At 64.2% G+C, this 25,094-nt stretch carries 24 protein-coding genes and 1 pseudogene; 11 read left to right on the forward strand and 14 right to left on the reverse strand.

Annotated elements, in window-relative coordinates:
- Positions 1-74 precede the first annotated feature (74 nt).
- The 7 genes and pseudogenes from EUA98_RS10805 to EUA98_RS10830 all read left to right on the forward strand — a co-directional run bounded on the left by EUA98_RS10805 (position 75) and on the right by EUA98_RS10830 (position 7,100).
- Positions 75-2,057, forward strand: coding sequence for an AAA family ATPase (locus EUA98_RS10805; RefSeq protein WP_130102694.1), 1,983 nt, complete (start codon positions 75-77; stop codon positions 2,055-2,057).
- Positions 2,054-2,413, forward strand: a complete 360-nt coding sequence (locus EUA98_RS10810; protein WP_130102695.1) for a hypothetical protein — start codon at positions 2,054-2,056, stop codon at positions 2,411-2,413. The genes EUA98_RS10805 and EUA98_RS10810 overlap by 4 nt, the downstream gene beginning before the upstream one ends.
- 276 nt (positions 2,414-2,689) lie before the next feature.
- Positions 2,690-3,478, forward strand: a complete 789-nt coding sequence (locus tag EUA98_RS10815) for a ParB/RepB/Spo0J family partition protein (protein ID WP_165372795.1) — start codon at positions 2,690-2,692, stop codon at positions 3,476-3,478.
- A complete protein-coding gene (locus tag EUA98_RS10820; protein WP_130102697.1) occupies positions 3,475-4,341 on the forward strand; it encodes a ParB/RepB/Spo0J family partition protein in 867 nt (288 codons plus the stop codon). The genes EUA98_RS10815 and EUA98_RS10820 overlap by 4 nt, the downstream gene beginning before the upstream one ends.
- A gap of 131 nt (positions 4,342-4,472) precedes the next feature.
- Positions 4,473-4,622, forward strand: a pseudogene (locus EUA98_RS20535) (DNA methyltransferase); the annotation flags it as partial.
- Positions 4,623-4,700: 78 nt separating this feature from the next.
- Entirely contained in the window at positions 4,701-5,696 is a 996-nt protein-coding gene (locus tag EUA98_RS10825) for a hypothetical protein (protein ID WP_242511391.1), read from the forward strand.
- 867 nt (positions 5,697-6,563) lie between these two features.
- Positions 6,564-7,100, forward strand: a complete 537-nt coding sequence (locus tag EUA98_RS10830) for a hypothetical protein (protein WP_130102699.1) — start codon at positions 6,564-6,566, stop codon at positions 7,098-7,100.
- A gap of 374 nt (positions 7,101-7,474) precedes the next feature.
- On the opposite strand, the gene EUA98_RS10835 is transcribed toward EUA98_RS10830, so the two are convergent.
- The 13 genes from EUA98_RS10835 to EUA98_RS10895 form a co-directional block, all read right to left on the reverse strand.
- Positions 7,475-8,008, reverse strand: a complete 534-nt coding sequence (locus EUA98_RS10835) for a hypothetical protein (protein WP_130102700.1) — start codon at positions 8,006-8,008, stop codon at positions 7,475-7,477.
- A 77-nt stretch (positions 8,009-8,085) separates the two neighbouring features.
- Complete coding sequence (locus tag EUA98_RS10840) at positions 8,086-9,552, reverse strand: type IV secretory system conjugative DNA transfer family protein (protein WP_130102701.1); 1,467 nt, start codon at positions 9,550-9,552, stop codon at positions 8,086-8,088.
- Positions 9,549-10,007, reverse strand: a complete 459-nt coding sequence (locus tag EUA98_RS10845) for a hypothetical protein (protein ID WP_130102702.1) — start codon at positions 10,005-10,007, stop codon at positions 9,549-9,551. Before EUA98_RS10845 ends, EUA98_RS10840 begins: the two co-directional genes overlap by 4 nt.
- Positions 10,008-10,254: 247 nt before the next feature.
- Positions 10,255-10,653, reverse strand: a complete 399-nt coding sequence (locus EUA98_RS10850; RefSeq protein WP_130102703.1) for a DUF6221 family protein — start codon at positions 10,651-10,653, stop codon at positions 10,255-10,257.
- Between the two features lie 124 nt (positions 10,654-10,777).
- Positions 10,778-11,869 (reverse strand): C40 family peptidase, encoded by a 1,092-nt coding sequence (locus EUA98_RS10855; RefSeq protein WP_130102704.1) that lies wholly within the window; start codon positions 11,867-11,869, stop codon positions 10,778-10,780.
- Positions 11,870-11,872: 3 nt separating this feature from the next.
- Positions 11,873-13,204 carry an ATP-binding protein gene (locus EUA98_RS10860; protein ID WP_242511393.1) on the reverse strand — a complete coding sequence of 444 codons (1,332 nt, stop codon included), beginning with the start codon at positions 13,202-13,204 and terminating at the stop codon, positions 11,873-11,875.
- A gap of 191 nt (positions 13,205-13,395) precedes the next feature.
- Complete coding sequence (locus EUA98_RS10865; protein ID WP_130102706.1) at positions 13,396-14,907, reverse strand: SCO6880 family protein; 1,512 nt, start codon at positions 14,905-14,907, stop codon at positions 13,396-13,398.
- A gap of 16 nt (positions 14,908-14,923) precedes the next feature.
- Entirely contained in the window at positions 14,924-16,339 is a 1,416-nt protein-coding gene (locus tag EUA98_RS10870; RefSeq protein WP_130102707.1) for a TrbL/VirB6 family protein, read from the reverse strand.
- Between the two features lies 1 nt (position 16,340).
- The gene (locus EUA98_RS10875) at positions 16,341-17,153 is read right to left on the reverse strand and encodes a hypothetical protein (RefSeq protein WP_130102708.1); all 813 of its coding nucleotides are present in this window, start codon (positions 17,151-17,153) and stop codon (positions 16,341-16,343) included.
- A complete protein-coding gene (locus EUA98_RS10880; protein WP_130102709.1) occupies positions 17,153-17,452 on the reverse strand; it encodes a hypothetical protein in 300 nt (99 codons plus the stop codon). The genes EUA98_RS10875 and EUA98_RS10880 overlap by 1 nt, the downstream gene beginning before the upstream one ends.
- The gene (locus tag EUA98_RS10885; protein WP_130102710.1) at positions 17,449-18,285 is read right to left on the reverse strand and encodes a hypothetical protein; all 837 of its coding nucleotides are present in this window, start codon (positions 18,283-18,285) and stop codon (positions 17,449-17,451) included. The genes EUA98_RS10880 and EUA98_RS10885 overlap by 4 nt, the downstream gene beginning before the upstream one ends.
- A complete protein-coding gene (locus tag EUA98_RS10890) occupies positions 18,282-18,479 on the reverse strand; it encodes a hypothetical protein (protein WP_130102711.1) in 198 nt (65 codons plus the stop codon). The genes EUA98_RS10885 and EUA98_RS10890 overlap by 4 nt, the downstream gene beginning before the upstream one ends.
- Before the next feature lie 52 nt (positions 18,480-18,531).
- Positions 18,532-19,344 (reverse strand): hypothetical protein, encoded by an 813-nt coding sequence (locus tag EUA98_RS10895; RefSeq protein ID WP_207219044.1) that lies wholly within the window; start codon positions 19,342-19,344, stop codon positions 18,532-18,534.
- Between the two features lie 493 nt (positions 19,345-19,837).
- Between EUA98_RS10895 and EUA98_RS10905 the strand changes: the two genes are divergently transcribed.
- The 4 genes from EUA98_RS10905 (at position 19,838) to EUA98_RS10920 (ending at position 24,510) form a co-directional block, all read left to right on the forward strand.
- On the forward strand, positions 19,838-20,365 hold the full coding sequence (locus EUA98_RS10905; protein WP_130102714.1) for a phosphoribosylamine--glycine ligase: 528 nt from the start codon (positions 19,838-19,840) through the stop codon (positions 20,363-20,365).
- Entirely contained in the window at positions 20,362-21,528 is a 1,167-nt protein-coding gene (locus EUA98_RS10910; protein ID WP_130102715.1) for a hypothetical protein, read from the forward strand. Before EUA98_RS10905 ends, EUA98_RS10910 begins: the two co-directional genes overlap by 4 nt.
- Before the next feature lie 412 nt (positions 21,529-21,940).
- Entirely contained in the window at positions 21,941-23,638 is a 1,698-nt protein-coding gene (locus EUA98_RS10915; RefSeq protein WP_130102716.1) for a zinc ribbon domain-containing protein, read from the forward strand.
- Positions 23,638-24,510: a hypothetical protein gene (locus EUA98_RS10920; protein ID WP_130102717.1), complete on the forward strand. Its 873-nt coding sequence runs from the start codon at positions 23,638-23,640 to the stop codon at positions 24,508-24,510. The genes EUA98_RS10915 and EUA98_RS10920 overlap by 1 nt, the downstream gene beginning before the upstream one ends.
- A gap of 140 nt (positions 24,511-24,650) precedes the next feature.
- Here EUA98_RS10920 and EUA98_RS20080 read toward each other — a convergent pair.
- Positions 24,651-25,094, reverse strand: a 444-nt coding sequence (locus tag EUA98_RS20080) for a hypothetical protein (protein WP_207219045.1), incomplete at its 5' end; no start/stop codon positions are given.

The following is a 25,094-nucleotide window of genomic DNA, read 5'->3' on the forward strand; positions in this document are numbered from 1 at the left end:
GGGCCCAATTCCGTCAGAAAATCGCTGCCCTCGGTGAGCTTGTGGCGCAGAATCTCCGACCGGAGAGTGAATAGATGAGTCTCGAGCTCATTAGCCTGACTCTAAGAAATTTCGGGCCATACTACGGAGAGAGCCATCTTGAATTCGCCGCGCCCGGCGAGCATCCGCTGACGTTGGTCTACGGCGAAAACACCCTCGGCAAGACTCAGATGTTCAACGCGTTGCGGTGGTCTCTATACGGAACATGGAATGGCGCACGAGGAGCCCAGCCGACTGCGACTGAACTCGAGAACCGGTTCAACCGGCGAGCGCATCGCGAGGGCGAAGACGAGATGAGCGTGACGCTCCGGTTTTCAGCCAACGGAAAAAACTACGACTTGCATCGATCCGCCTCTGGTTTCGCAACCGGCGCTGCGAGACAGGCAGCTGACCTTCGCATCGACTCAGACGCGATTGCCGCGAACCGGATTCCAGCGGAGATCGGGAACCTCCTGCATCCTCAAATTGCTGACTTCTTCTTGTTCGATGGAGAACTCCTAGAGCGCTTTTTCGAACGCTTGCGGACGACCGATCAGCGCCGAGAAATCCGCAACTCGATCGATCGTGTCTTGGGAGTTCCCGCTCTACAGCGCGCTTACGACGACATCGCAGAAATGACGACAACAGCAGGTTTGGCAGCAGCCAAATCAATGAAAGCAGGAAACGAGCGTACGCGGGTCCAGGCCGAGTACAAACGGTTGAGCAGCAACTCCATCAGCATCCAGAAGGACCTCACGGGTCTCCACGCGAGTCTCGGCAGGGTCAAGTTGGACCTCGCCACAAAGTCGGAGGAGCTCCGCTCCGTAGACGCTCTCAAGGAAGACGCGAAGCAACTTGAACACCTTGAGGCACGGCTCGCGGATCTCAAGAAAGATGATGAAGCGGGGAAGATCGCACTACAGGGTTTGCTTACGGATGGCTGGTTCTCTGTAGCCCTTAAGGGGGTTTCCGCAGCCCTCACGCGAACGAAGACCGAGCTTGAAGATGCGCAGGCACAGAGAGAAGTCCACGATGCCCTTCAGCTAAAGGTCCGAACCCTTGAGGCTCGAATCCATGGCGGGAGTTGTGAGGCTTGTGGACAAGTACTTCCGCCGCCCGACGCCACTGTCTACGCAGACCTTGAAACGACGCGGTCAGAACTCGCGGCGCTCGGTAACGCCGTAGATATGCTGTCGATCATCGAACGTGAACGCCAACTGCAAAAGGTTTTCGATGACAGAACGGTGAAGTTATACCGAGAACGTGTAAACAGCCTTCATCGGGCTCGACTGGGGCGGACGGAAACCCAGCGCGAAATCGATGACATCAATGTTCGCCTTGCGGAGCACAGTGCTCCGGCGATCCGGAGCTTGGCGGCGGTGGTCGAGAGTTTGAAACAGCAACTAGAAGATCACGGGAACAAGATCGAGTTGCGAAGCCTTGATTTTCAGGGCGTTCAGGCGGATCTGGCGAAGCTAGCGACGAAACTTGGTCGGCTCCCCTCAGTCGACCCGAAACCAGCCGCGCTCAGCGCGTTCTACGGCTATCTGGCTGATGCCTTCGACAACTCAATTCAGGAATATCGCAATAGTGTCCGAGAGGCTGTCCAGGCCGACGTCACAGATCAGTTCAAGCGACTAATCCGCGACCCGCAAGCGTACGGCGAGGTCAAGATTGGCGCGGACTTCGATATGCAGCTACTTGATCCACATGGACGTGAGCGCCAGACGAGCGAAGGTGGGCGGCAACTCTTGGCTCTGGCGTTCATTGGTGCACTAAAGCGCGTGGCGGTGCGCGGAGGACCGGTAATCCTCGACAGCCCTCTTGGTCGCCTCGACAAGGAACACAGAAGCAACGTCCTGAGAACTTGGATCCCGCAACTCGGGTCTCAGGCTTCACTCTTTGTTCAGTCCGGGGAGCTTACTGAGCAGGAGGCAGCAAGCATCGTTGGTGACATCGTTGGGGCCGAGTATCGACTCGTACGACCCGACCGGGATCCGGAGAACGTTGTGATCGAGCGCATAGGGAGGGCATCGTGAGCGATGACAAGGTGCAGATCGGTCTGGGGCAAGACGCCGACAACGCACTCAAGGCGCTTGTTGACCAAGGCATATTCCCGAACGAGGGCGTGGGCTACAAGTTCGGCGTCGCCTACGCCCTTTCGCTGGGCACGACCCCCGAAGAGGTGGAAATAATCGGCAATAAGACGAAGTTTGCCGTGGCTGGACTTGATCCAGATGGGCGCCTATCCATTTTAATTACCACCTTTCTTCCGGACTCCGATCGTCCCTACTGGGCCGCTGAAAAGCTTGCCGACTGGGGACTCCGCGATCTCGCTCGCAGACTGGCCGCTCACGAGGATCTCGCCGAGATCATGGAGCAAGCCGTCCTCTGAAGCCAAGGACTCGACCTCCCAGCGCCGACGCGGTCGCCTATCGGTACCGTCCGAGCCATGTCGGCGCCGGGGGCTGTCGGTACCAGCGCGTAGCCTTGGACCAGCACGGCGGTCGGTAGCAATGGCGGGTCACACGCGAGTGTGTCGGCGGATCACCTTGACGACGCGCTCTGGCAGAATCCGTGTTGACGACAAGAGGGGTTGGTACCAGTGGAGAGCTCCGAGAGAGTCGACCAGGGAGGCACCTCCGTTGGCGGTTCTGGTACCTCGTCCGGGGTGACGACCGTCACTCACGTGCAGGTCGACCGAATCCGGCCTGAAGATGGCTTGGGCCGCAAGAGAGACCGCGAAGGTCACCTTGAACTGCAACGATCCATTCGACAGTTTGGGGTTCTTACGCCGATCACCGTCCGCCCCGCTGGCGACGGCACTGACGACTATCTTCTTATCAAGGGCCAAGGGCGGACCCTCGCTTGTCGTATTCTCGGCATGCAAGAGATTCCGGCGATCGTCGTCGACGAGGCCTACGGCCAGGACGAAAAAGTACGCCAGTTCCTGGTTGAGAATGTAGCGCGGCTCCGAATGCGTCCAGTTGATCGGGCGCTTCTCATTCGGAGGGCACGCGAAGATGGTGAAGAGACAACCGAAATCGCCCGTAGATTCGGGGTGACCGCGACAACTGTTCGCCGGCTACTTGCCCAGTTCGAAGGTGCCTCGACTACTGAGGTAGCCGCGCTGCGATCAGGCGAGATAAGCCTCTCGCTGCACGCTGTAATCGCTCGGCATGTTGACCCAGGGGAACGGGATGATGCCGTCAGAGTTGTTTCGGGGGCCGATATCCGAACAAAGGAGCTCGACGCAATTTTCGTCGGGCTCGGGTGGAGTGAATTGACCACCCTAGGGCTAACTCAGCGGGCCCAACGAATGGCCTTGCTGAGTTGGGCGTGCTATTCGATCGCAAACCTCCCCGGCGGTACTGTCCGTGATCGAATTCGCGGGCTCGCCACGCATTTTCCTCTTGAGTTTGAACCTGACGGTGCGACATTGGCATTGGTGTCCCGATGAAGATCGTCGAGATTCGACCTGATGACCTTGAATTAAGCCCCGACTTTGCTCGTTCGACAAGCGCCCGGTCGTTCGCGGACCGTCTGCGCTCATCGATCGACGCAATAGGCCTCACCGAGCCCCTCAAAGCAGTTGAGAAACCCTCGGGTGGGTACCTCGTGATCGATGGGGTCTTGCGGCTTCAAGCGATGAGAACAATTCGGTTGCGCGATCCTCTGAGATTTCCGACGGTTCCTGTTTATCTCCTTGATTACTCGAAGCGGTTCGAGATTCGGTTCCAATCTGACATCTATCAGGATCTACTTCCGAGCCAACTGGCCACGCTCGTAGAGCACTTGCATCGAACCGAGGGTATTCGCAAAGTTGAAATAGCGCGCTTCATCGGTGTTTCCCCGGCTACGCTCCGAAACTACACTGGGCTTTGGCGCTTGCTTGACCGTGGCGGACTTTTCGCACGAATCGTGGAGCTAATGGATTTTGGAGTGCTTCCTGCCTCCAACCCCTACGCCTGGCTTCGCCTCACTGAGACTGGCCTCGATCGGGCCCTCAGGACCCATTTCTCTAACGGCCAAGAACCCGACGCTTGGGTCGATGACGTTATCCACGACGTGCGGCTAGGCCGAAGCGTGCGGTATCAACTCAAAGACGCCGAAACCGCCACGGCGTCCTTGCCCCCGGAATGTTATCGCGTCGGTGAAGACGTTCGTGCGATAAAGCGGGATTTGGGGCTTCGGCGCGCTGCAGACCGCGCAGTACTTGAGGACCTCCGGGAAGTGAGGGGGAAGCTTGTTCAGGTCTCCCAAAACTCGCGAGAACCTGTTCTCAGAATTGCCGCCATAGCACTCTCGGAGTACGTCGGATGACCAGCGAAACTGATTGGTCGCAAGAGGCATATTTCGAGTCTCCGGAACCTGAGTCGCTAGATGGTGGCACAACTTCGAATGGAGATCTTTGGCATACAGTGAGCTCTCGCTGGGGGCACGCAATGCACTCCATGTGCTCATACTATGGGATGTTTCCGGCGAAAGTTGCCCACTACTTCATTCAGCGATACTCCGTCCCTGGGGACCTTGTTGTTGATCCATTCAGTGGACGAGGTACTACGGCACTACAAGCAAGAGCACATGGTCGTCGAGCGCTCTGCAACGACCTGAGCCCTCTTGCGTACGTTCTCTCGAGCGCAAAAGTTGCCCCGCCGACGTGGCGCCTCGTCAACGCATACGTGGACGAACTCGAACGAGAATTCCGGTTGTCCGCCTACAGAAATGTTGACGTTTCGGCCGACATCGCGATGCTTTACCACGACAACTCGCTTAAGCAACTTGTCTACTTGCGAGAACGCCTCCTGAGCACTCCGATTAAAGAGTGGTCAGCGAATGAGTTTATGGTTGCCGGTGCCCTGGCCGGAATCATGCATGGCGGATGGCGCCGCGATGGAACCTCCCAGTACCTTAGTATCAGCATGCCCAATACCTTTAGCATGTCACCGACTTACGTGGCCAAGTTCATTGCAGACAATGGGCTTGAGAAACTCGACCAAGATGTCTTCGATCGGTTAAGAGACAAACTTGCGCGCCTCTACCTTGATGATTACTCCGGGGAAAGTGGCGCGGCCTTCCATCAGGATGCAGTTGAGATGCTAACTGGGTCCGAATCCATCCGCGGCAAGGTTGATCTCATCGTGACTTCGCCTCCATACCTAGGAGTCGTGAACTACGGTGCGTCGAACTGGATCCGCCTCTGGCTTCTAGGTATCGACGAGGTCTCCAGGGATCAGGGAGCCGGCCGCAAACAACTCGATGCAGCCCTTGACCACGGACACAACTACACCAACTACCGAGACTTCATGTCACGGACCCTCCACGGTGTCGAGCGCTCACTGAAGCGTGACGGCGTCGCAGTCCTCGTAATTGGGGACGTCGCAGAACCGGGAAAGCGACCAGTGCCGCTTGCCGCAAAGTTGTGGAATGACGTGAAGGCTGACACTGGTCTCCGCCTCCTCGAGATTGTCGAGGATGATCTCCCCACACAAAAAAAGGTAAGCCGGATCTGGGGCGAAACCAAAGGGCAGGCAACCAACCGTGATTGTGCCCTCATCCTCACCCACGCTGGCGGTGACCCGGATCTAAGTAGAACGGCGATCGATTGGTCCGAGCCGTACCACGACGGCGGGCCCGACGCCGCGCACGACCGCCTTCGCCGTAGCCGTACGAGGTGAAATTGGTGCCGGCTGAGAGTCGCGCAGAGAAGACTCTCCGCGCCCCGGCTCAACTAGCAGTAGTCTGCCTAAATCCCCCCAGCACCACCACGGGAAATCGCACCCTCGGTGCGGTAGGCCGGCTCGCCGATGGTCTCGGAATCAACGCTAGCCTCACGATCAACCTGCTTGATGTCCCATCGCGCTCGTTCGACGACTTTCCAGCTGTAGGGGATGATGAGCGCCCTTGGGCTTCATCTCGCAAAGACCTTCGGTCTTCGCTGTCGACGTTCTGTCCACAGCGGGACATTATCGTCGCAGCGTGGGGTCTCTCACAATTCCGAGGTCCGTCGCGTGCTCTCCTTGTCGGTCAAATCCAATGGCTGATCGGTTTCCTCGGGTCTCAAGGCTGGACAGAGTTGCACACGTTCGGCGGGCGTCCCCGACATCCGTCACGTTGGCATCAGTTCGTAAGCGACAAGCACGGAAGATTCCCGGAGTGCGAGCCGACCGCGAGGTACGCTGCAGCTCTGGTACCTGGGCCACTCGCGGACCTCCTGTGAGTCGGCGCGCGCTGCCGCTAGCGCCGTAAACGCCACTGTTGACTCGGACTGTGGGTGGTTGAGGATGTCGACTCTTTCGGAACTCGTTGAGGCGTTAGACCGTGAGGGCGCTCCTGCCCGGCACGAACGCTCGAATATTGTTCTGGCAAAATACGGCGACGCGCCGAATATCTTCGACCTTCTGTGGTGTTTCGCTGGGGGGCACGTATTCGTGCGCGCAGAAACTCGCGGCGTGAAACCCTTCGAATGCGACCGACACTTCGTTCATAGATCTACGACACGTACAGGAACATCATTGCGGCCCATTGTCTCACACCCGATATCAGTGACTCCCGCCGAAGTTGTAGGTCTTTTTCCACGTGCTGAAGTGGTTTCGTCCCCGAACGGCGGTGGCTATATTTCGGTTCGCTTTGCACATGATGCCGTCACTGTTCCTGGTGTTGTTCGAGATGTAGTCAATGCGGTTGTCGCAGGCGTGCCGGCACTAGCCGACAAAGTTACTCCAGCAGGAGGAGTCAATAGGCTTCTCCTCCGAGAGGCAATCGAGCCAATTCTGAGGGCGAACGGTTTGGGATCAGGAATCCCTTCGGGGAGTTTTGCCGAATGGGAAATCGATTACGTGAGCTTGGATCGGGCGCTGGCAGTGAGTATCCAAACTGGACGCGCCGCCGCGAATAACTCTGCTCTGCTTGCTCTTCTCGCGGCATCTGCATTACCCGAGGTCGAGTGGGTTCTCGTGGTGCTTCCGCACAGATACAAAGGAGCTAACACATTCGATGCGGTGGCCAATCAGTTTCAGTCCCTGACAGCCGCACATGGAATAGACCTTTCACTTCAGGGTGCGTTTATTGTGGGTTTTTAGGATGGTTTTTCTTGCTCCGCGTAGCGACTGAGTTCGACGATAATTTTTGCGCTTTATTTGGTCCATTAGGACGATTGCACTGGCTGCAACGAATCTTTCACGCAAACAAGCTCTTTCTTGGCCTTAATAGCGGTTACCCCATTTTTCGGTGAAGTGCCTGACGGCAGTGCAAGCCGTTACTTTACTTATTGATCGGTTGCGGCGATGTCACCGGGTGCATCGTCTATCCTGACTCGGATTCACCAGGCGATATCAAGTAGTTGCCCCGTGCCGGGGCTACTAGAGATTCAGGCAGACCCAAGGTGAAAGCCGGTATCAATCCGATTCTTCGCCGCTGAAACTCTCGTCGCGCATCTGGTCGACGATCTGCAATTTCATCCTGCCGATGCTGAGACGTTTGCAGTCCCGCGAGGCTCGACGAAGGTGCCGATGTCGGCGCCGTAGGTCGTAGCTCGGTCTTGACGGGAGTCCTCGCTCTGATGGCGGGTATGCCGCCCCTGCGCGGGCCACGGCTGGTGGCCGCCGTCCTGGCAATGCTGACGAAGCCGCTGCCGCATCCGGTCAACGAATGAGGGCAGCGCATATCGGTGCCACTCTTCAAGGGCGTCGGCGGTCAGGGCAAGGCCGGAGCGACGGCGTAGGTCCGCAATGACCGCGAGGTCGTGAACCAGGTGGGGGTGGCGTGGCCAGCAGGTCGGAATCATTGCGTCGGCGTCCCACGCGTACTCGTGGTTGAGCCAGGCAACAACCTGCTCGAGCCACTGCCAGAGCTCAGCGCGCAACTGCGGGTCGACGCAGGTGGCCGGGTCCCAGGGGCGGGCCAGCAGGCGGGGATCCCCCAAAGCGTTCCGCTGCTGGAGCGTCCCGCCACCTCCGGCAAGGTCGAGTTCGGCATAAGCGTGCTCCACCCGACGGCCCACCTGGGGGAAGGCACTAACCATGGCTTGAGGCGCTCGGCTCGGCGCAGTATTGGACGCCTCGTCACTCACTGTCGAGTGTCCCCAGACCCATCAACGAGGCCGCTGCGTCGAGCCTGGGTGAGCGCCGCGAAGGCGCGGACCTCAGGAGTGATCTGGTCCCGGTGGCGGGCGGCTAGTTCCGCGCGCAGGGTGGCCTTGCCCGCAAGTAGTTTCCTGCCCACCTTGCCTTCGATACACCGGTGCAACTGGGCGATGATCGGCGCACCGTTCTCCGCCAGCACCAGGGCCTGGCCCTCTTTGAGTTGACGGACCTCCGCCGGGGCGAGGATGGCGATGTCCTCCCCGGACGTCTGTCGGCCGCCCATGCGTCCGCCGTTCCAGCTCGTGCGCGCGACTCGTACCTGGCCGAGCAGGTCAGAAATCTCCTTGTTGAAGGAAACGTCCTTGGAGCCACCAAACACGATCAGGTTGTTGGTCAACCCGAGCAGGGTGCGGGCCTCCTGCTCACCGAAGACCGCAGCCAACTGAGGCCAGGCTTGGGCTGCCCAGATGAAGCTGATGCCGAGGGCGCGCTCGTTGGCCATGCGGGTCCGCAGGCTCGGTAGCGGTGCCGTTGAGGGCAACTCGTCTAGCACGGCGTGGAGCGGCGGGCACAGGCGCCCCCACGGGCTGGCGTTGGCCACCTCGAGAGCAGTGTCGAGAACATGCTCGGCAAAGGCCGTCATCAGCGGGGATGCGGAAGCGTAGGGATCCTCCCGCCCCAGTAGGTAGATCGTGCCGCGTGCAGCGATGACGTCTGCGATGGCCGTGGACGGGCGACCGGGGCCCGGCACGCACCGGTGACGGATCTCATCTTGGAAGAACAAGGACATCGCTTGTTGGACGGTGGTGACGGTATTGCCGGCGGTGCGATCGTCGCCGTGCAGGGCGCCGTGCAGCAGGCCATCCCAGAAGGACGCGGCGTGGGGATGCTCCCGCAGGATCTCTGTCGCCTGAGTGGCTGCCATGGGCCGGGCTACCCAGCGCAACACGTCGTTGAGGCTGCCGCCGGTGAGCGCCGCGGCGTGGAAGAAGCCCTGGAGGACCTTCGCAGCCTCGGCGGCGTAGAAGCGGGCGGCGGCGTCGCCGTGGCCGCCCGCCACCGCGCCCTTGACCGTCCCGGCAGTGAACGCCTTGGCGCGTCGCTCGGCCACGAGCGGGTCGACGCAACCTCGAATCGGGTCCCAGACCACCTCCGGGAGGCCTGGCACGAGGCCGAACGGGTCAAGGACCACGCATGGGCGGCCGCCGGTGGACCGCGGACTGAAAGACAGCAACAGGTCGTCAACCTTCGTCAGGGTCACCATCGCGGCCCCGGGCGCGTCGAGGAGCGCGGGAACGAGCAGGTCCAGGGTCTTGCCCGAGCCCTGCGGGCCGATCACGCCAGCGGTGCGGTCCCACGGCACCCACAGCTCGCCGCCGCGAGGCTCTGTCGCCCGGCCGAGTTTCCAGCCGACGTCGGCCGGCCGCAGATGCCGCAGGCCGCGGGTCATCGCCGACCGCCCTGATGAGCGCCATAGAGGTCTGGGCGGATCACCTTGGCATGGTGGCGCAGCCGTGTTCGGCCGAGCAGCGCCTCGGCCTGCGCGGCGGTCGCCATGCCTCGCAGGCGAGCGGGTCCCCAGCGGTCGAGCCCGAACTTCACCGCCCATCCGATCGCCACGAGGACGAGCAGTTCCACGATGCCGACGCACGTCCACAACACCTCAACTGACGCCGGGCGGATTGCGGCGGGCAAGCCCGCCTCGGCATGCCCGCCGAGCAGCGGACCCAATGTGGTGAACAACGCTACGCGGTCGACGAACACCCATCCGTTGCCGGCGACAAGGTTCGCGAGCGACCGCCCGGTCTGCAGGCCCAGGATGACGGCCAGCAGCACTGCCAGCAGGGTCCCGACCGGGATCTCCCAGGTGAATGGGTAAGGCGTCGTGCGACGTGATCGTTGCATGTGCCACCTCCGCCTTCCGAAGGCCGCACAGGGGCGGTCCGTGCTCACACGGCACTGGAGTGGGCACCCCGCTCTTCTTGCTCAGTCGCTCCGGTCCTGGCAGCGCAGGACCGGTTCAAAATCACGGCAGCCGAAGAACACCCCCCGGACCACGACGGCAGGGCGCACGACGATGGGCGAAGGCTGGCAGAACGACAAGATTCCCGACGCCCTCAGCAAGCGGATTCGAGGGGAAGACGAGGACGATTCATTTCGAATCCCACGCATCCGTTTGGACTGGCTTCCAGTCCTTGCGGAAGTCGCGGTGGTCTGTGTGTGCCTGGGCCAACTGCCAGAGCACCTTGTAGCCGTACTCGGCCACCGCAATGGCTTGAGCAGCGTCAGGACCAGGGCGCAACCGTTCGGCGTCGGATGCGATCACGGCATGATCGAAGAGTTCGATGACGCGCCGCGTCGCCTCACACTCGGCGAGCGCCCGTGTCGGATCCCATCGAACGATGTGATCCGACAGTTCGGCGTAGGGAGACGAGAAGAGCGCGCCGGCCTCGATGCCTGAGGTGATGACGGCGGCAGCACGTGCCAACTGCGCATCTTCTTCGACGCGAGAGAGAAGGAAGTCAGAGAGGGAGACCATGACGCCGATCATCGCACCGGATTCTGGCGGCGCTGATTTGGACTCTGTGTAGAGCGACGGCGGCAGGTCCCCACGGGCCGTTCGTGTACGGGGTGAGGACCTGATATCCAGGGGGCAGGACGTGAGGTGGATGTAGTCACGTCACACCTGCTCCGACCCGCCAGATCGAGAAGAGGTTGTGCTCGGTCCAGTGGCCGTAGTCGTAGTGGCCGACCCGTGATCCGCCCGCCTCGATCGTGAGCCGCGCGGCCGGGTCGAAGACGATCATCACGTGGCCGACCCGGTTTGGGCCCAGGTAGCTGTCCGTGAAGATCAGGTCGCCGGGCCGCTCTTGGCCGAGCGAGACCTGGTAGCCGTGGCCCTGGGCCACCCAGTTCTGCTGGGCCGCAGCCGTACGCGGCAAGGTCACGCCGATCTGGGCGAACGCGGCGCGGGTGAACGACGAGCAGTCCCACGAGGTCGGCCCGTTGGCCCCGTAGACGTAGGGCTCGCCAAGCTGCGCAGTGGCGAACGCGAACACAGTCGCGATCTGCTGGTTCGGGAGCGGGGGCAGGGCCGGGTTCCCCTGCCCGCCGATTCCGCAGTCGGACGGGTCGCCCGCGACCACTCCTCCCCCGTACGCCGCGGCGTAGTACAGGACGTCGTTCACGTACCAGTCGGCGTGGTTGTAGGCGAAGAGCGCGCGTCGCACGCCGGCGATGCCGGCGGTGACTCCTGAGGCGGTGAGGTAGTTCGCGGCGCTCATCACCGAGTCGGCGTCGTCGCGAATGTCGGCGCGCCCGTCGCCGGAGCCGTCAACGCCGTACCGGGCCCAGGTGGCGGGCATGAACTGCATGAGGCCCTGCGCGCCGGCCGAGCTCGTTGCGCGAGTCCGCCCGTGGGCGGTCTCTTCCATCCCGACTCCCGCGAGCAGGGTCCAGGGCAACTGGTATCGGTCGGCGGCGGCGAGGTAGTGCGCCTTGACGTCGTCGGGGATGGTCGCGGCCGGGTTACGCAGCGACGCGAGCCGAGGCGTCGCCGGTGCTGGCAGCTCGAAGCCGAGCCCACCCTCGCCGGCCGGATCGCCGTCGGCGATGACGACCGACTCGGCTGACGCTTCGTCGGGGACCACGCAGAGTGCCTGGACGGCTCCGCCGGAGACGGTGGACACGATCGCCGCCGCGCCCATCAGCATCAGCATGACCGGCAGGCAGAGGACCGCCGCGGCCCAAATCACGGCCATCTTCATGCCCTACGCCGCCCCGGCGATGGCCTCGTTAGTCCACGTCAGCCGCTCTTCGACCGGGTGTAGCCGTGTCTCGACCTTGTACGGGTGCTCGCCGACCATCCATAGCGCTCTGCCTTTGCGCTGCATCGCCCAGCCGGTGATCGCTGCCGTGGCTTGCGGGCCGAGTCCGAGCATCGCGTCGAGCTCGCCGGCGATCTCGGGCTTTTGCCCGTGCAGGATCTTGATGTCGGCCAGGTGCATGAGGTCCCGGGCGATGTTCGCAGCCTGGGAGCCGGCGTCGCCGACGGTGAGCATGTCCGAGGGCTTGTGCGCGTTGGCCCACTGGATGTCTCCGCCCTTGCCGGCCACCCCGCGGGAGAGGCGGAAGTCCTCGTCGAGCGACTTCACCGCGTCGACGCCGAGGCGCATGATCTTCCACACCTCGTCGCGCACGACGACGCGCAGGTCTCCTGGTGGGGCGATCTCGCGCATGCCGCGGCCCCAGGAGTTGAGCGCGAGCAGGGCGATCCCGACCGCTTCGTCGCCCAGCGGGCTCAGCCGCGACAGCGACAGCGACTGGATCGGGGCGGCCCAGTCGACGGCGATGTTCGTGTGGTCGTCGAACAGGCCGGCCAGCGCCCCCGAGACGAGCTGGCCCAGAGCGTCGCGCAGCAGGCGGCTCTCGTCGAGGAACTGCTGGCGGGTGGCGAAGCGGCACTGCTCGATGAGGGCGTCGCTGGGCTCGTCGAGGTGGTGCCACAGCCTCGGGATCGTCGTCTCGGTAAGGGTCGAGGCGGCGTGCGTGTAGCCGGTGAGGTCGCGCAGTGCGGTCTTGATGATCACCTCCTCGGATGGTCCGAAAGGGACGCGTTGCTCGCCGATTCGTTGGCTGCCGACCAGGCCGCGGACGAGCGTTAGCCAGCGGGAGAAGACGATCGCGGCGCGCTGCTGTGCCTGCCGGGCATCCAGGCGGTCCCAGCCGTCGCCGAGGGGGCCGAACGCGAGCGGGTTGACCCGAGCGGGCATGCCCGGGCCGAGAGCGATGGGGTCGACGCCGAAGAACCGGCACAGGGGCTCGTACTCGTCCTTCGGGTCGCCGAGGATGAGGATCCGGTAGCCGAAGTCGGTCATCCGCAACGCGAACGCCTTGGTCGTGGCGGACTTGCCTGTGCCGGGCTTGCCCATGGTGATGACGTTGGCGTTGGTGACGGGGATGTCGTCGCGCAGCACCCAGCCGATCGGGTCGGCGTAGAACGCGGTGCCGGACATCGTGTCGGCGCCCATCTGCGCGCCGGTCTGCGGCAGCCCGGGGCCAGCGACGAACGGCCAGAACGCTCCGGCCTGGTCGGAGGTCATCTGGTAAGAGACCACCGGCGCCGACGCGGGCGCCCAGCCTCGGCCTCGCCGTCGGTCGCCGCGCGCTCGGACGTGCCGGAACAGCTTCTCGGGCGAGGTGGCGGGTGGCGGCGCAAGAGCGGTCGGTAGCTCGTGCCCGAAGTCTGCGAGAAGCCGGGAAACGTCCCTGCCCGTCGTTGCCGGCCGCGGACTCATGCGTCCCCCGTGCGGGTGAGGCTCACGCCGAGCGGTACGACCGAGGCAGCGAACGCGACATCGTGGCTGACGTCCAGTCGCAGCGGGGCGAAACCGGCGCGGCGGATCGCCGCGTCCAGGCGGCGCCCGTACTCGGCGACGCGCACCGTCTTGGGCACGGTGACGGTGCACACCGCGTAGGGGCGGGTGAGCGCGCTCCCGCGGGCCTGCTTGGACTCGAGGGCTCGCACCTGCGCTGCGGCGTCGCGGACCTTCGTCGTCGAGCGCATTCGGGCTCGCTCCCGCAATCCTTGCCCCATGTCTGCGGCCCATTCCTTCGACGCCGTCTGCCGAGCGGCCTTGGACTGGCTCAGGATCGGAAACGCGACCAGGACGCTCCGCCGCTCCCCGGGCTCGGTCGGAGTCAGGACAGGAGCGAGCGCACCCAGGACGGCGCCCTTGACCGGGAGCTTGATGGTCGCGCTGATCGAGTTCCATGCGTCATGGCTGTAGTGCCGGGCGACGACGTCGGCGCCGGACGGGCCAGCCATGGCCCACGGAACGTCCGCAGTGACGTCCTCACCGTTTGCCGCAGCGAGGAGCGCATCGACGATCCCGACTCGATCACCGGGGGCGAACCCCGTGCGGCACGCCACTGCGAGCTCGGGGCTCGTCAGCCAGGTCACGGCGACCGCGCCGAGGCCGCCCTTGAGCTGGGACTCGACCTCGGCCATGAGCCCGTACATGACCTGGGCCCGTCCCTCGACCCCCCGGCCGGCTTCTCGTGCTGCCTTCGCGATCCGAGCCTCCGGCACCACGATCGTCACGAACGCCTCGGTGCGGACCGACGCCTGGGTCAGGACGCGCTGCAGGTCGTCGTTGATCGCCCGCACCTGCACCGGGCCGTCAGGGCGGCGGTGCCGGCGGATCCACTCGTCGCGCTCGGCACCGTCCTCGGGGACAGTGCGCACCAGGAGCACGACCTCGTCGATCAGCTCGGTGCGCCCGGCCTGGTCGATGAGGTCGGTCAGGCCCTTGGCCATCCGCGCCCGGTCGTCGACCCCGCGCATCCCGATGCCAGGGTGGACGATCGCCGCGGTCGCCGCCCAGGTGCGCGCGACGTGGTTCTGGATCAGAGCTACCCGCGTGGCATTCAGTCCGGCGGGCGGCCCTTCGTGGACCTCGATGCCGGTCAACGATCCGGGCAGGTCGAGGATTGCGAGGTCGTCGGCCTGCCCGCTCGAGGCGTGGGAGCGGAACCGAGTCCAGCCCGCGAGCGCGCCGATCGCGAAGGCAGTGCTGGCCAGCAGCCAGCCCATTGCCGAGCGGCCGCGCACCGGGACCACGGTCACCACGGCGACCGCACCGGCTATCAGGAAGAGGACGGCGGCCGACGCCCACGCTTGTCGGCTCAATGCCCAGAGCACGGGCAGGACGCAGACGGCCAGCACGGCTGCCTGCCACCCCGTAAGCCCGAATGGGAACCAGCCGATCCGGGCTCTGGAGTACTCGCTGTAGACCTGACTCACGGTCGATCTCCTTCTCTCAGACGACGACCGCGGCGGCCGCGACCTCGGGTGCTGCGGCTGCGCCGCCACCGGCAGCGCCGGCGGCGCCACCGGTCGGGGTTCCACCGACCGGTGCATTCCCGACGGCGCCCGGGCTGGGACCGAAGCCGGCGTCGTCGTCGGGCCCCGAGCCGTTGATGTCCGGGGTGTCGTCGTCGCGCGAGCGGCCCCGCTGACCGGGACGGGACCGGCTGCCGGAGAAGTCGGGGATGTAGGTGTTGTGGCCGACGCCCATCTGGTTGGTCAGGTCCGCGCCGACGGCGGCTGCCTGGCTGCCGAGGCCTTGGGCCATGCCCCAGCCCTGCGCCAGGGCTTGACCGCCCGCGCCGAGGGTGGCGCCGAGGAAGCCGCCCGTGAAGCGGGCGAATCTGTCGTTGGTGGCCGCCTCCGTGTCGGCTTCACCGCCGGACTGCCCGGAGGCCTCGCTGCTGGAGGCAGCACCCGACGTGCCGGCGCCGCTGTCCGCCCGACCGTTCATCAGGCCTTGCACTCCACCCTGGGCAGCTAGCCCGGCGCGCATCGCCGAGCCCGAGCTGGTGCCGGGGTCGACGAACGCGAGCAGCTTGAACAGCGCCAACGGCGCGAAGCTGCCGACGAAGATCAGCACGACGCCCGGGACGGCGGTACCGATCGCGGTCTGCAGCGAATCGGTCATCGACAGGGCCACACCACTGGTCGCTTTCACGCCCAGCCCGAGCAGCAGGACCATCACGACGGGCGTGAACGCGGCTGCCAGGAACCAGCGGAAGGTCTTCCAGAACCAGGATCGTCCGCCGTCCCAGACGAGGCCGGCCGCGGAGATCGGGTTGGTGGCGGCGAGCACCATGAGCGCGGCCGCGCGAGCGAGCATGACCAGCAGATGCGCCACGGCCGCGAACACCACGAAGATCCCCAGGACACCCAGGACCGTGGCAACCGTGCCGTCCGTCAGGTCCGCGGTCGAGAACCCCGCCCACGGCTGCCACGCCGCGAGGGAGTCGACTCCGAGCAACGACTGCGTCAGCGCCCTCGTGAGCCCCCCGGCGGCTGCGAGGATGGCGATCGCGAACACGATCCACATCACCCACACCGCTCCGAACTGGCCGACGCCGAGCAGCACCCGGCCTATACTTTGCCCGTCGCGGCGCACCCCGGCGATGCCGAGCTGCACCAGGAAGAGCACTAGCACCATGGCGCCGGCGATCCAGAACGTCGCACTGTAGAGGTCTCGCATCGGGCCGCTGGCGCTCAAGTCGGGCACGAGGAACGCGTCCTCAATCGTGAGGGCGAGCTTGAGCAGCCACAGCCCGGCGTTCCAGATCCCCAACATCGCGGCGGTCCACCCGTCGGCGACGACGCTCGCGGCGGCGTTACCCAGGGCGGTGAATGGGTTGAGGTAGTCGGACCAGTCCATCTCACTCCTCCGTGCTTGTCGTCCAGGTGCGCCACCCGGCGGCGGCCGCCAGGTCGGTGCCGGGCCAGGTCGACGGCGCGGACGCCGGTGCCGTGCCGGGCGCGATGACCCACCGGCTCTCGGCCCATTGCAGGCGTTCGCAGTACCCGTAGGCGGCGCGCGCCTCGGTGACGACGGTGACGGTGGCGTCCAGCAGGACGCAGGCCACGACCCATCCGTCGCCGTCGCTGCCCTTGATCTGCGCGGCGCTCGGGACTGTGACGATCTCGGTGCCGGGCTCGTCGATGTGCGGACCGGCGTCGCTGCCAAGGAAGGCCCGAACCGCGGCCATCAGTGCCCACTCGTCGACCGCGGGCGCGCCGAGGGTGGACCACTGCTCGTGGACGGCCCGCACTTGCTGGATCGACATGCCCTGCAGGACCGTGGTGGCGATGGCGGCGAGCTGGCCAACCGCGCCCTCGGTCGTGTGATCGAACCCCGTCGGGACCTCCGCGGGGCCAAGCCTCGTCGCGGCAGGCACGACGATCGTCGGCGCTGGGCTTGCGGCCGGGGTGCCGCCGCGAGAGTCCTGCGGGGACACGCGCAGCATCGGCGCAGTAGCGATGGCATCCCGACGGGATTGTCCGGTCGGCAACGAATCGACGGCCACCGCGACGCCGTCGTCGTCGCGTGAAGTGCCGCTGGACGCGACGGCGCCGTGCACGGCGTAGATCAGCCCGGCCAGGCCGCTCACGACGACGAGAGCCATGCCGAGGACGACGGCGAGAAGCCGGCGCCTGTTCCAGCCCGGAGCCTCGTCACCAAGCGCCGACATCACACGCAGCCTGAGCCGGTGATGCCCGCGACCATCGGCGGGACCACCATGTAGGCGATGCCGGCGATGAACATCATGGTCAGCGAGACGATGCCGCCCTTGCTGGCGTGCGGCATCGAGAACACCCGACCGCCGACGATGGCACCGAGTCCGACGATCACGCCGATGCCGAGCAGGATCAGAACGCCCCACATGACGTAGCCGGTCATCTGGTCCGCGTAGGCCTGGGCGCCTGGCGGTGCCACGGGGCAGACGGTCGGCAGGATCGTGCCGAGATAGCTCGCGACGAGGTCTCTCATGAGTTTCCCCTCTGTGGATGTCCGGCAGCGCTCACGTGGCGCAGGACCTCGCGTCCGGCCGCGACAAGCGCGGGTGGCAGCGGCTTGGAGTCGATGCCGCGCAGGGCGAGGCGCTTGTCGTGCGGGACGACGACCCACCGCCCGGCGCGATGTTGGTCCCCCGTGGCTGGCCCCATCGCGGTCGTGAGCTCGTGTGGCCACCGGCGCGGGTCCGAGCCGCGCACCGCGACGATGGCACGCGCGGGGTCAAGCAGGTTGAGCGTGGTCTCCAGCCGACGGAGCCCGGGCACGGTCGCCGTGCCGACGAGTACAACTCGCGGCGCGGCGTCCACGGTCGCGCTCAACCACCCACCCAGCGCCATGAGCTGCCCCAGCTCCCAACCGACGTCGAGCACGCTCAGCGACGTGCCGGTGGCCGCGTCATCGGGCAGCGGCAGCAGCCCGGCGTCCCGGTGATGCGTGCCCGGTCGGGCGAGGTGGACCTGGTCGCGGCGTCCGACGATCCATCCCGATGAGGTGGTCCCTAGCTCGGCGGTTGCCGCTCCGGCCAAGCCCGACGCGGTTGGCGGGCTGCATTCGATGACGCGGGCTGGCGCTTCGTGGGTGGCGATCGCCAGGGCGAGGCTCGTCGCACCGGCCTGGGGCAGGCAGCCGACTACGGGCAGGACCGTCTCGCCCGGATGCCAGGTGCGGTCGTCCGCAACCGCCGGCGCGGTCGGTCGTGGCACGGTCTCGCGTTCCGTGGGACGCGGCAGGAGGAACTGTCCCTCCTGGACTGCGCACCAGGCGCGCCGCAACTCGTCGATCCCGACCGCTCGGGTCGCGATCGTCATGGTCGACCTCCGGCCAGTGCCGTGCGACGCATCCGCAGCGCCTCCCGCAGCTGTTCGGCGGGCAAGCCTGCCAATGCGGTTTGCGCGGCGCGGGCCCGGCGCAAACGCTCCAGGCTGTCCTCGAGGCCCGCCACGGCGGCGCTCTCGTCGTGGGCCTCGCGCAGGAGCCGCTGCAGTTCCAGTTCATCGGTCACGTCCATCACCTCGCAACCGAAGGCCGCCCGAACCTCCGGGGCGCTCACCGGCTCACGCCGACATCTGTCGCGCGTAGGCCTCGGCCAGCGCCCGCATGCTCTGTCGTGCCCGACGACGCACCGTCACCGCCGAGATCCCGTGCTGCGCCGCGACCACGCTCGACCCGGCCCGGGAGCACAACCCGCTGCGCCCTTGTCGGCTGCGGGGCACCGCCACCTGGCATGCGGCTTCGGCGAGGCCGACGAGCAGCTGCCGATCGTGCTCGCCGATCACGCGGTGGGCCATCGCCCAGGAGAGGAGCTCAGCCAGCTCTTCCTCCGCCTCGACCGCGAGGGGTTCGGCCGCCTTCGCGTCGAGGACGCGCCACAGGTCAGCCTCGGGTGCGAGCGGCACCGCGTGTGCCCAGGTCGGGTCAACCGCCCGCAAGTGCTCATGCGCGCCGAGGTCACGCAGGACGCCGCGGCGCAAGTTCATGACGATGTTGGCCGCCACCTTCCGGCGTCGCTCCCAGGCGAAGCTGCGCACCTCGATCCATAGCTGCGCAGCAACGCACTCGTCGATCCGAGGCGTCATGTCCCGCAGCCGGTGGGCCACAACGGTTGCTCCGGGCAGAAGCACCCAGACCAGCGCGCCAGCCGCGGCGATGTCGTCGCCACCGGTGGGGCTGCCGAGGCGGGCGAGAACGTGAAGGACGTCGTCGACGTCGAGGCGGTCGGCCGTGCGGATCCAGTCGGGCAGATCGAGCAGATCGTCCACTACGACCAGCCGCGGATCGTGCCCGCTCCAGCCAGCCCAATCCGTGCGGGCCTGGGCCAGCAAGCCCCGTGCCGGGTCGTTTAGTCCGAGTTGCGTTGCGACGCTCATCGCGGGTTCCTTCCGCCGTTGGGATACGGCGTGAAAGGTCTCGCTCAGTCGTCCCCTGACATGTCCCCGGAGAGGAGTCAGAGCGTTGGCGACAGCACCAATTCTTCGTCCCCCCTCGAGTACGCGAACCTGTGAACTGCGGAAACATGGGGCAACAGCGCGTCCCCCCTCGTCCCCCAGTCGATGAGGATTTGCCCTCGCATCACCTTCATAGTCCCGGCTCCGTGGCCCTCTGACTGGCCGTGATCGGCGCCCATCGGACTTGCCTGCATGGCCCCATCACGCATTTTCTTGGAGATGACCGAGGGCATCTCCTTTCCGGACAGCGACCTCGTGATGTGGTTCCTCTGCGAACTCAAGATCCTCAGGATCCAGCTCGCTCTGGATGACTTCGGGATCGGGTACAACTCGCTCAGCGAACTGCGACGGTTGAAGACGTCGTGTCAGTGCCAGGTGCGATAGTTCCGGTACTCGATCGAACGGAGAGCCGGGCGTGGACGCTGGACTCGCAGTTGCCTGCTTGTCACTGGTGCTGTCGGCGGGATCGATCGGCTGGCAAGTAGCGACGCGCCATCTTGACGGTGGACGTGTGCGGCTGCGCCTTGTTCATGGCGTCGTTGGTGCCGGCGGTGTCGCGGCCGGAGCCGTCGGGCGGGACAGTGCACGTCGCGACTTATCGCGAATGCGATCGCAGGGGTTCATGGGGCCAGAGGTGGTCGGTGTCGCGGTGACGAACGTTGGTCGGGCACCAGTTCGGATCGACCGGTATAGCGTCCGGTTGAAACACGGTGGGTTCGCCTTCATCCCTGTTGGTGATGTGCTCGGAGCGAACCTTCCCCATCGACTCGAGCCCGGCGAGACTGAGACCTGGTACGCCGAGGTGCAGGCCGCGCGGGCGCTCGTCCATTCCGTGCGAAGTATCGAGCGCAACGTCAGCGACCGCGTCCGGATGACTGTCGAACTTGGAACCGGCGACGTGAAGCGCACGCGCCGCACGCTCGCTGTGGGTTCAGTCGAATGAGCGTCGACGAGTTCGAATGGCTGCCAGATCACCAGTTGCACGTTGCCGCGACTCTTGCACACGCCGACCACCTGATCGAGAGAGTCACTGAGGCGCTACGGCCGACCCTTCGGGACGGCGCAGTCGAACTTGAGGACCGATATGAGGACGGCCTGTGCTTCGCAACGGTCAAGTCGGTCAAGCCGCTCCCGCCGGCGGTCGCGCTGTTCACAGCGGACGCCCTCACACAGCTCCGTGCTGCCATCGAGCATGTGCTTTTCGCCGAGGTGGAGCGCCGTGTGGGTCGCACGATCACGGAGCGCGAGGCGAGGTCGATCGAGATGCCCGCGTTCACAGATGCTGACAAGTTCGCCTCGTGGATCACAGAGGGGCGAAGGAGAACGCTGGCGCCGTTCCGAGAAGGCTCGCTGCTCGTCCGGCGCATGCGCGAACTTCAGCCGTACAACAACCGGAAACGGCCGGACGACCACCCGCTGCGACTGCTGGCAGAGCACACGAACCTCGCCAAGCACCGGACCCCGGTCGTCGCCGCAACGCATGTAGCACGCATCGTGCCTCTGGCTACACCGCCGGGCGTTGTTATCCCACCAGCCAGCGGGCAACCGGTGAAGGTCGGCGACGTCGTCGCGATCGCACCCGCAGGAACGGTGCTCCCTATGGACGTGTGGCCTACGGTCACAATCCAACGCCCACACACCGGTGAACGCCCGGTCCTCGTCAAGGAACTCGCCTATGTCGCCGACTGGGTGAGGACCGTCGCGATCCCCATGTTGATCATCGGGCGACACAACGTGACCCCGCTCCCCTCGCAGCTCGATACAAGTCGCGGATGGGGTGACCTTCGCGCCGCCCTCGTGGACGCTGGGACCACGACCGCAGCTGAGCGCTTCGCCCGGTCGATACGACTCGTGATCGCACGCGAGGGGCTCCGCGACATCGTTGCCGAACACGACCCTCGACCGCCACGCTCTGAGGTCAGCGCGTGGATCACGAGCCTCCAGGACGAGGAGGTCTTCGCACGAGTCAAGGCACTCAAACCTGGCCAGACTGGCGCTGAGATCCTCCGCACCGCGCGGGTCGTCGACGGGTGGGCCCATGATCTCGCCGCGTTCACGAAGGCCAGCAAAACGCCGATTCACCCCGCCATGGGCGCTCGCTCGTGAGCACGAAGGAGCCCTGCCGCGTCGCATTCCAGATCATCGATGGACAGAGAGGACCGAGCGCGCCGGTGGGTCACCTTGAATAGGAGACTGCATACTTTGCGTTCTGGTGATGGATCCTCTCCGTGCACCATCCCGCAGGGCCTGGCGGTCGAGAAGTTCGTGGACTAGCAGCCCCTGAACAAGGTCCGCAGCCCGAACACTCTCCGCACGCACAAGCAAGATCTGACCAAATCTGCCCCACAAAATCCACACAGGCGACGGCAGCAGTCCCGTCGAGGTAGCCCTCGTAGCCTCCGCCCTACTGCGCGGCGTCAAGTCGCGGACCTCTGCACGCCATGCTGATCGCGGCGACACGACGCAACTCTCAGAGACGCCGTCCGTCGAAGCCGGGGGAAATCGCTACGCTCCACCCATGCCAGAGATGCCTAGTGGACAAGACCTTGAGTCGCTCTACACCCTGCGTGCCGAAGACCTGAGCGCAGAGGAGTTGGAACGGTGGACGGGGGTCGTTCCTGGCGACGAATCGATCCTCCGCAGGCTGATGGGCCCAGGCCCGAAACTCCTAAAGGGGCCGAGAGGCTCGGGGAAGTCCAATTATCTGAAGCGGGCTTTTTACCGACTGAAAGAGCGCGACAACGTCGTAGTCGCCTACATCAATTACTCTCAACATCTGGCACTCGAGCCCCTAATGCTTCGCTCCGAACGAGCGATTGAGCACTTCCGACAATGGCTGATCTACAAAATCATTATTGCACTTGAGGAGACTCTCGGTGACGACACTCCCGCAGATCTTAAACTCCTAGCCAAAGCAGGCATCGCCTATATCAATGAGCTCCAGACCACGATCGGCGAGGCCCCGAAAGACACGCCGCCCATTATTGCTCCGGCAGACTTGCTTGGTCGGATCGAGAGGTGGTGCGGCGAACTAGGAAAGGCAAGAGCCGTTCTGCTAATGGACGACGCAGCTCACGCCTTCATGCACCAACAGCAGCGGGAATTCTTCGAAGTGTTCCGGGCTCTACGCTCGCGCACCGTTGCATGCAAAGCCGCAATCTATCCCGGGGTAACATCTTACAGCCCATTCTTTAACGTTGGGCATGAGGCTGAAGAGATCGAGGTCTGGATCAGGCCCGACTCTCCGGATTACCTGAATGCGATGCAATCAATCTATCGAGCGCGTTTTCCAGAGAGCCTCCAATCCGCCGTCCGACCAGATCTGATCACGATGGCCGCCCACGCCTCCTTTGGCCTTCCCCGGAACTTTCTGAATATTCTTTCTGACTCTGTGGGAAGTTTTGAGGATGACGACGAGGCCGAGAGCATCACAGCACCGACCCTCCCTCGATTGCGGGAAGCAATACGCGACAATGCCGACCGAGTTCGCTCCCTTTTTGGGGAGGTTGCCAACAAACTACCTCGCTACGAAAACTTTGTCAGCGTGGGCGAAGAAGTCTACAACGCTATGATCGGTGAGATTCGCGAGACGAACCGACAACGCCCCGCCGGCGGCCCTCGTTATATCGGCGTCGCACTCGCTCAGCCATGGGACGCCGATCTGACACAAGTTTTTTCGCTTCTCGAATATGCTGGGCTGATTCGGCGGATCGGAGCAGTTTCTCGAGGCCGTGAAAGGTACGAGAAGATCCAGGTTCACACGTCGCTCCTGCTGGCGGAGAACGCCCTGTCGCAGGGGCGCAACCCGTCTGCTGACGAGGCAAACAAGGCGCTGGCCAGGCAGAGCGCGGATGACTTTGTCCGACGCCAGCCCGAGTGGCTTTTCACGACGGACCGTGCGAGCAAATGCAGTTTGAACCTGTCTCCCTGTCCAAAATGTGGAAGCCCTCGCGTCTCCGACGATGCCGTCTTCTGCTTCAAGTGCGGTACGGCCCTCACCGAACAGTCCGTGTATATCGAACTGTTGGCATCACCAATTGACCGCCTCAATCTTCCGCCGCTCAAACTCCAGCGCATCCTCGAGCTCACGAATATGAAATCCGTACAGGACATCATGCTCGATGACGGCGGCGGCCAATTGAGAACCGTGAAAAGCATTGGTAGAACTTGGTCAGCTAGAATTAAGGCGCGTGCTGACGAGTACGTCACGCTCTGATGGGACACATGGTGCCGCCGAGTTGTCTCTCGTCAGCCTCGCCGGGTGGCGGCGATCCATTGGCGCGCTTGAAGCGAAATTCGATTGCTGCGGATAGATCCGATAGTTCGAACGCGTCGGCAATCGATCGCGCATTTTCTGGATTGCTGGTCGTTACACAACTGGCCGCAGACCATGCTCAGAATTGGAAGGCGCAGCACGGGCTGATCCTCAGCACATCTGCAGTTGCCGTCGCCGAAGATTACTTCCGCACTCTGCTGACGGAAGTTGCGAATGTCTGCCCTCTTTGCATGGATCTTGTCCGGCCATTGGACACTCAAATTGAGTACGTTATCAGCGGTTCAGTCAGTGATGCGCTCCGGGCCTCGCTCGACCGAACAAGTTTCTCGAGCGCTGGCGCCGTCAAAGAGTGGACGAAGAAGATTACTGGGCTTGACATAAAAGGTCGTTCGTCTTTGACGGTTGAGCTTGCCTCGTTTGAGCTCGTGTGCCATGTCCGGCATTGCGCCATACACGCGGGGGGCTACGTCGCCGCACATAATGCGAAAGTCCTAGATCTCCCCATTGGAAGCTGGATATCATTTGACACACCAGGGGCAATCCACGATATCGTAGCGATCGTCGCAGCAACAATTCGCGCATTTAATCAACTTCTATTCGAACACATACTTTCGCGTTGGATAGACGAAGACATCCTCACGGGGCAGTGGGCGGATGACCGCGAGATGTTCTCCGTTTTATGGAAGACGTTCTGTTCGAGATCTGACATCGAAAGCGCTCGATTGCAGGGACAGCCGCTCCGCCTGAACGCATATCATGTCCATCAGTCGATGCAACGGATGCTCCGTGCCCGACACGCATCGCTAGGCTAGTTCCTGCATTGTTGAATCTCGCTTCCGGCACGGCAGTCGTTCGCACCTCCCCGAGAGGCACGTTAACGACACCCAACTTCCGTCGCGGTCGAAAGAACTGGCCGTAAGTCGGCAGCAGATTCACCGAGTTTTACGCGTCTTCAGCGCCCCCTGGGAGGGACGATACCGATCATGCGCCCCTGCCCTGGAGTCACCTGGCTCATCGCCAGCTTGCGCGAGTAGATCGCGACGAGGTCGCGATCCCGTGCGACGAGTTCCATCGGTACACCTGGGTATCGGCCCGCCAGATGGACCCGAACGCGGTGCAGAAGTCCGGATCCTCGGTGCTCCGCAGCCGCCGCCGAGATGAAGAGCTTTGGCTCTCCGTGGGTGAGCCTCGGCCCAGCAACGAGCCGCCCCGGGTACATCCCTGAGTCCACCAACAGGAACGCGGCCACGCTGGCCACTCCGAGCCAGAAGACGGGCGGCCACAAGAAGAGGGATACATCCATCACGAGGGCCATTACGGGCTCTTCACAATCGAGGGTGTAGTTGGGGTCGGAAGCCGCCGGATTCCAGCAGTGCTCGGGCGACGTAGTTTGTGA

This window comes from Pengzhenrongella frigida (assembly GCF_004168625.1).
Classification (GTDB): Bacteria; Actinomycetota; Actinomycetes; order Actinomycetales; family Cellulomonadaceae; genus Pengzhenrongella; species Pengzhenrongella frigida.

Excerpts from the sequence above, each read along its gene's own strand:
- EUA98_RS10840 (WP_130102701.1), bottom strand. The coding sequence starts at position 9,552 with ATGACCCGCGGCCTGCGGCATCTGCGGCCGGCCGACGTCGGCTGGAAA.
- EUA98_RS10895 (WP_207219044.1), bottom strand. The coding sequence starts at position 19,344 with ATGAGCGTCGCAACGCAACTCGGACTAAACGACCCGGCACGGGGCTTG.
- EUA98_RS10920 (WP_130102717.1), top strand. The coding sequence starts at position 23,638 with ATGGGACACATGGTGCCGCCGAGTTGTCTCTCGTCAGCCTCGCCGGGT.
- EUA98_RS10885 (WP_130102710.1), bottom strand. The coding sequence starts at position 18,285 with ATGACGATCGCGACCCGAGCGGTCGGGATCGACGAGTTGCGGCGCGCC.
- EUA98_RS10805 (WP_130102694.1), top strand. The coding sequence starts at position 75 with ATGAGTCTCGAGCTCATTAGCCTGACTCTAAGAAATTTCGGGCCATAC.
- EUA98_RS10915 (WP_130102716.1), top strand. The coding sequence starts at position 21,941 with ATGCCAGAGATGCCTAGTGGACAAGACCTTGAGTCGCTCTACACCCTG.
- EUA98_RS10875 (WP_130102708.1), bottom strand. The coding sequence starts at position 17,153 with ATGTCGGCGCTTGGTGACGAGGCTCCGGGCTGGAACAGGCGCCGGCTT.
- EUA98_RS10870 (WP_130102707.1), bottom strand. The coding sequence starts at position 16,339 with ATGGACTGGTCCGACTACCTCAACCCATTCACCGCCCTGGGTAACGCC.
- EUA98_RS10845 (WP_130102702.1), bottom strand. The coding sequence starts at position 10,007 with ATGCAACGATCACGTCGCACGACGCCTTACCCATTCACCTGGGAGATC.
- EUA98_RS10855 (WP_130102704.1), bottom strand. The coding sequence starts at position 11,869 with ATGAAGATGGCCGTGATTTGGGCCGCGGCGGTCCTCTGCCTGCCGGTC.
- EUA98_RS10860 (WP_242511393.1), bottom strand. The coding sequence starts at position 13,204 with ATGACCTCCGACCAGGCCGGAGCGTTCTGGCCGTTCGTCGCTGGCCCC.
- EUA98_RS10820 (WP_130102697.1), top strand. The coding sequence starts at position 3,475 with ATGAAGATCGTCGAGATTCGACCTGATGACCTTGAATTAAGCCCCGAC.
- EUA98_RS10850 (WP_130102703.1), bottom strand. The coding sequence starts at position 10,653 with ATGATCGGCGTCATGGTCTCCCTCTCTGACTTCCTTCTCTCTCGCGTC.
- EUA98_RS10910 (WP_130102715.1), top strand. The coding sequence starts at position 20,362 with ATGAGCGTCGACGAGTTCGAATGGCTGCCAGATCACCAGTTGCACGTT.
- EUA98_RS10880 (WP_130102709.1), bottom strand. The coding sequence starts at position 17,452 with ATGAGAGACCTCGTCGCGAGCTATCTCGGCACGATCCTGCCGACCGTC.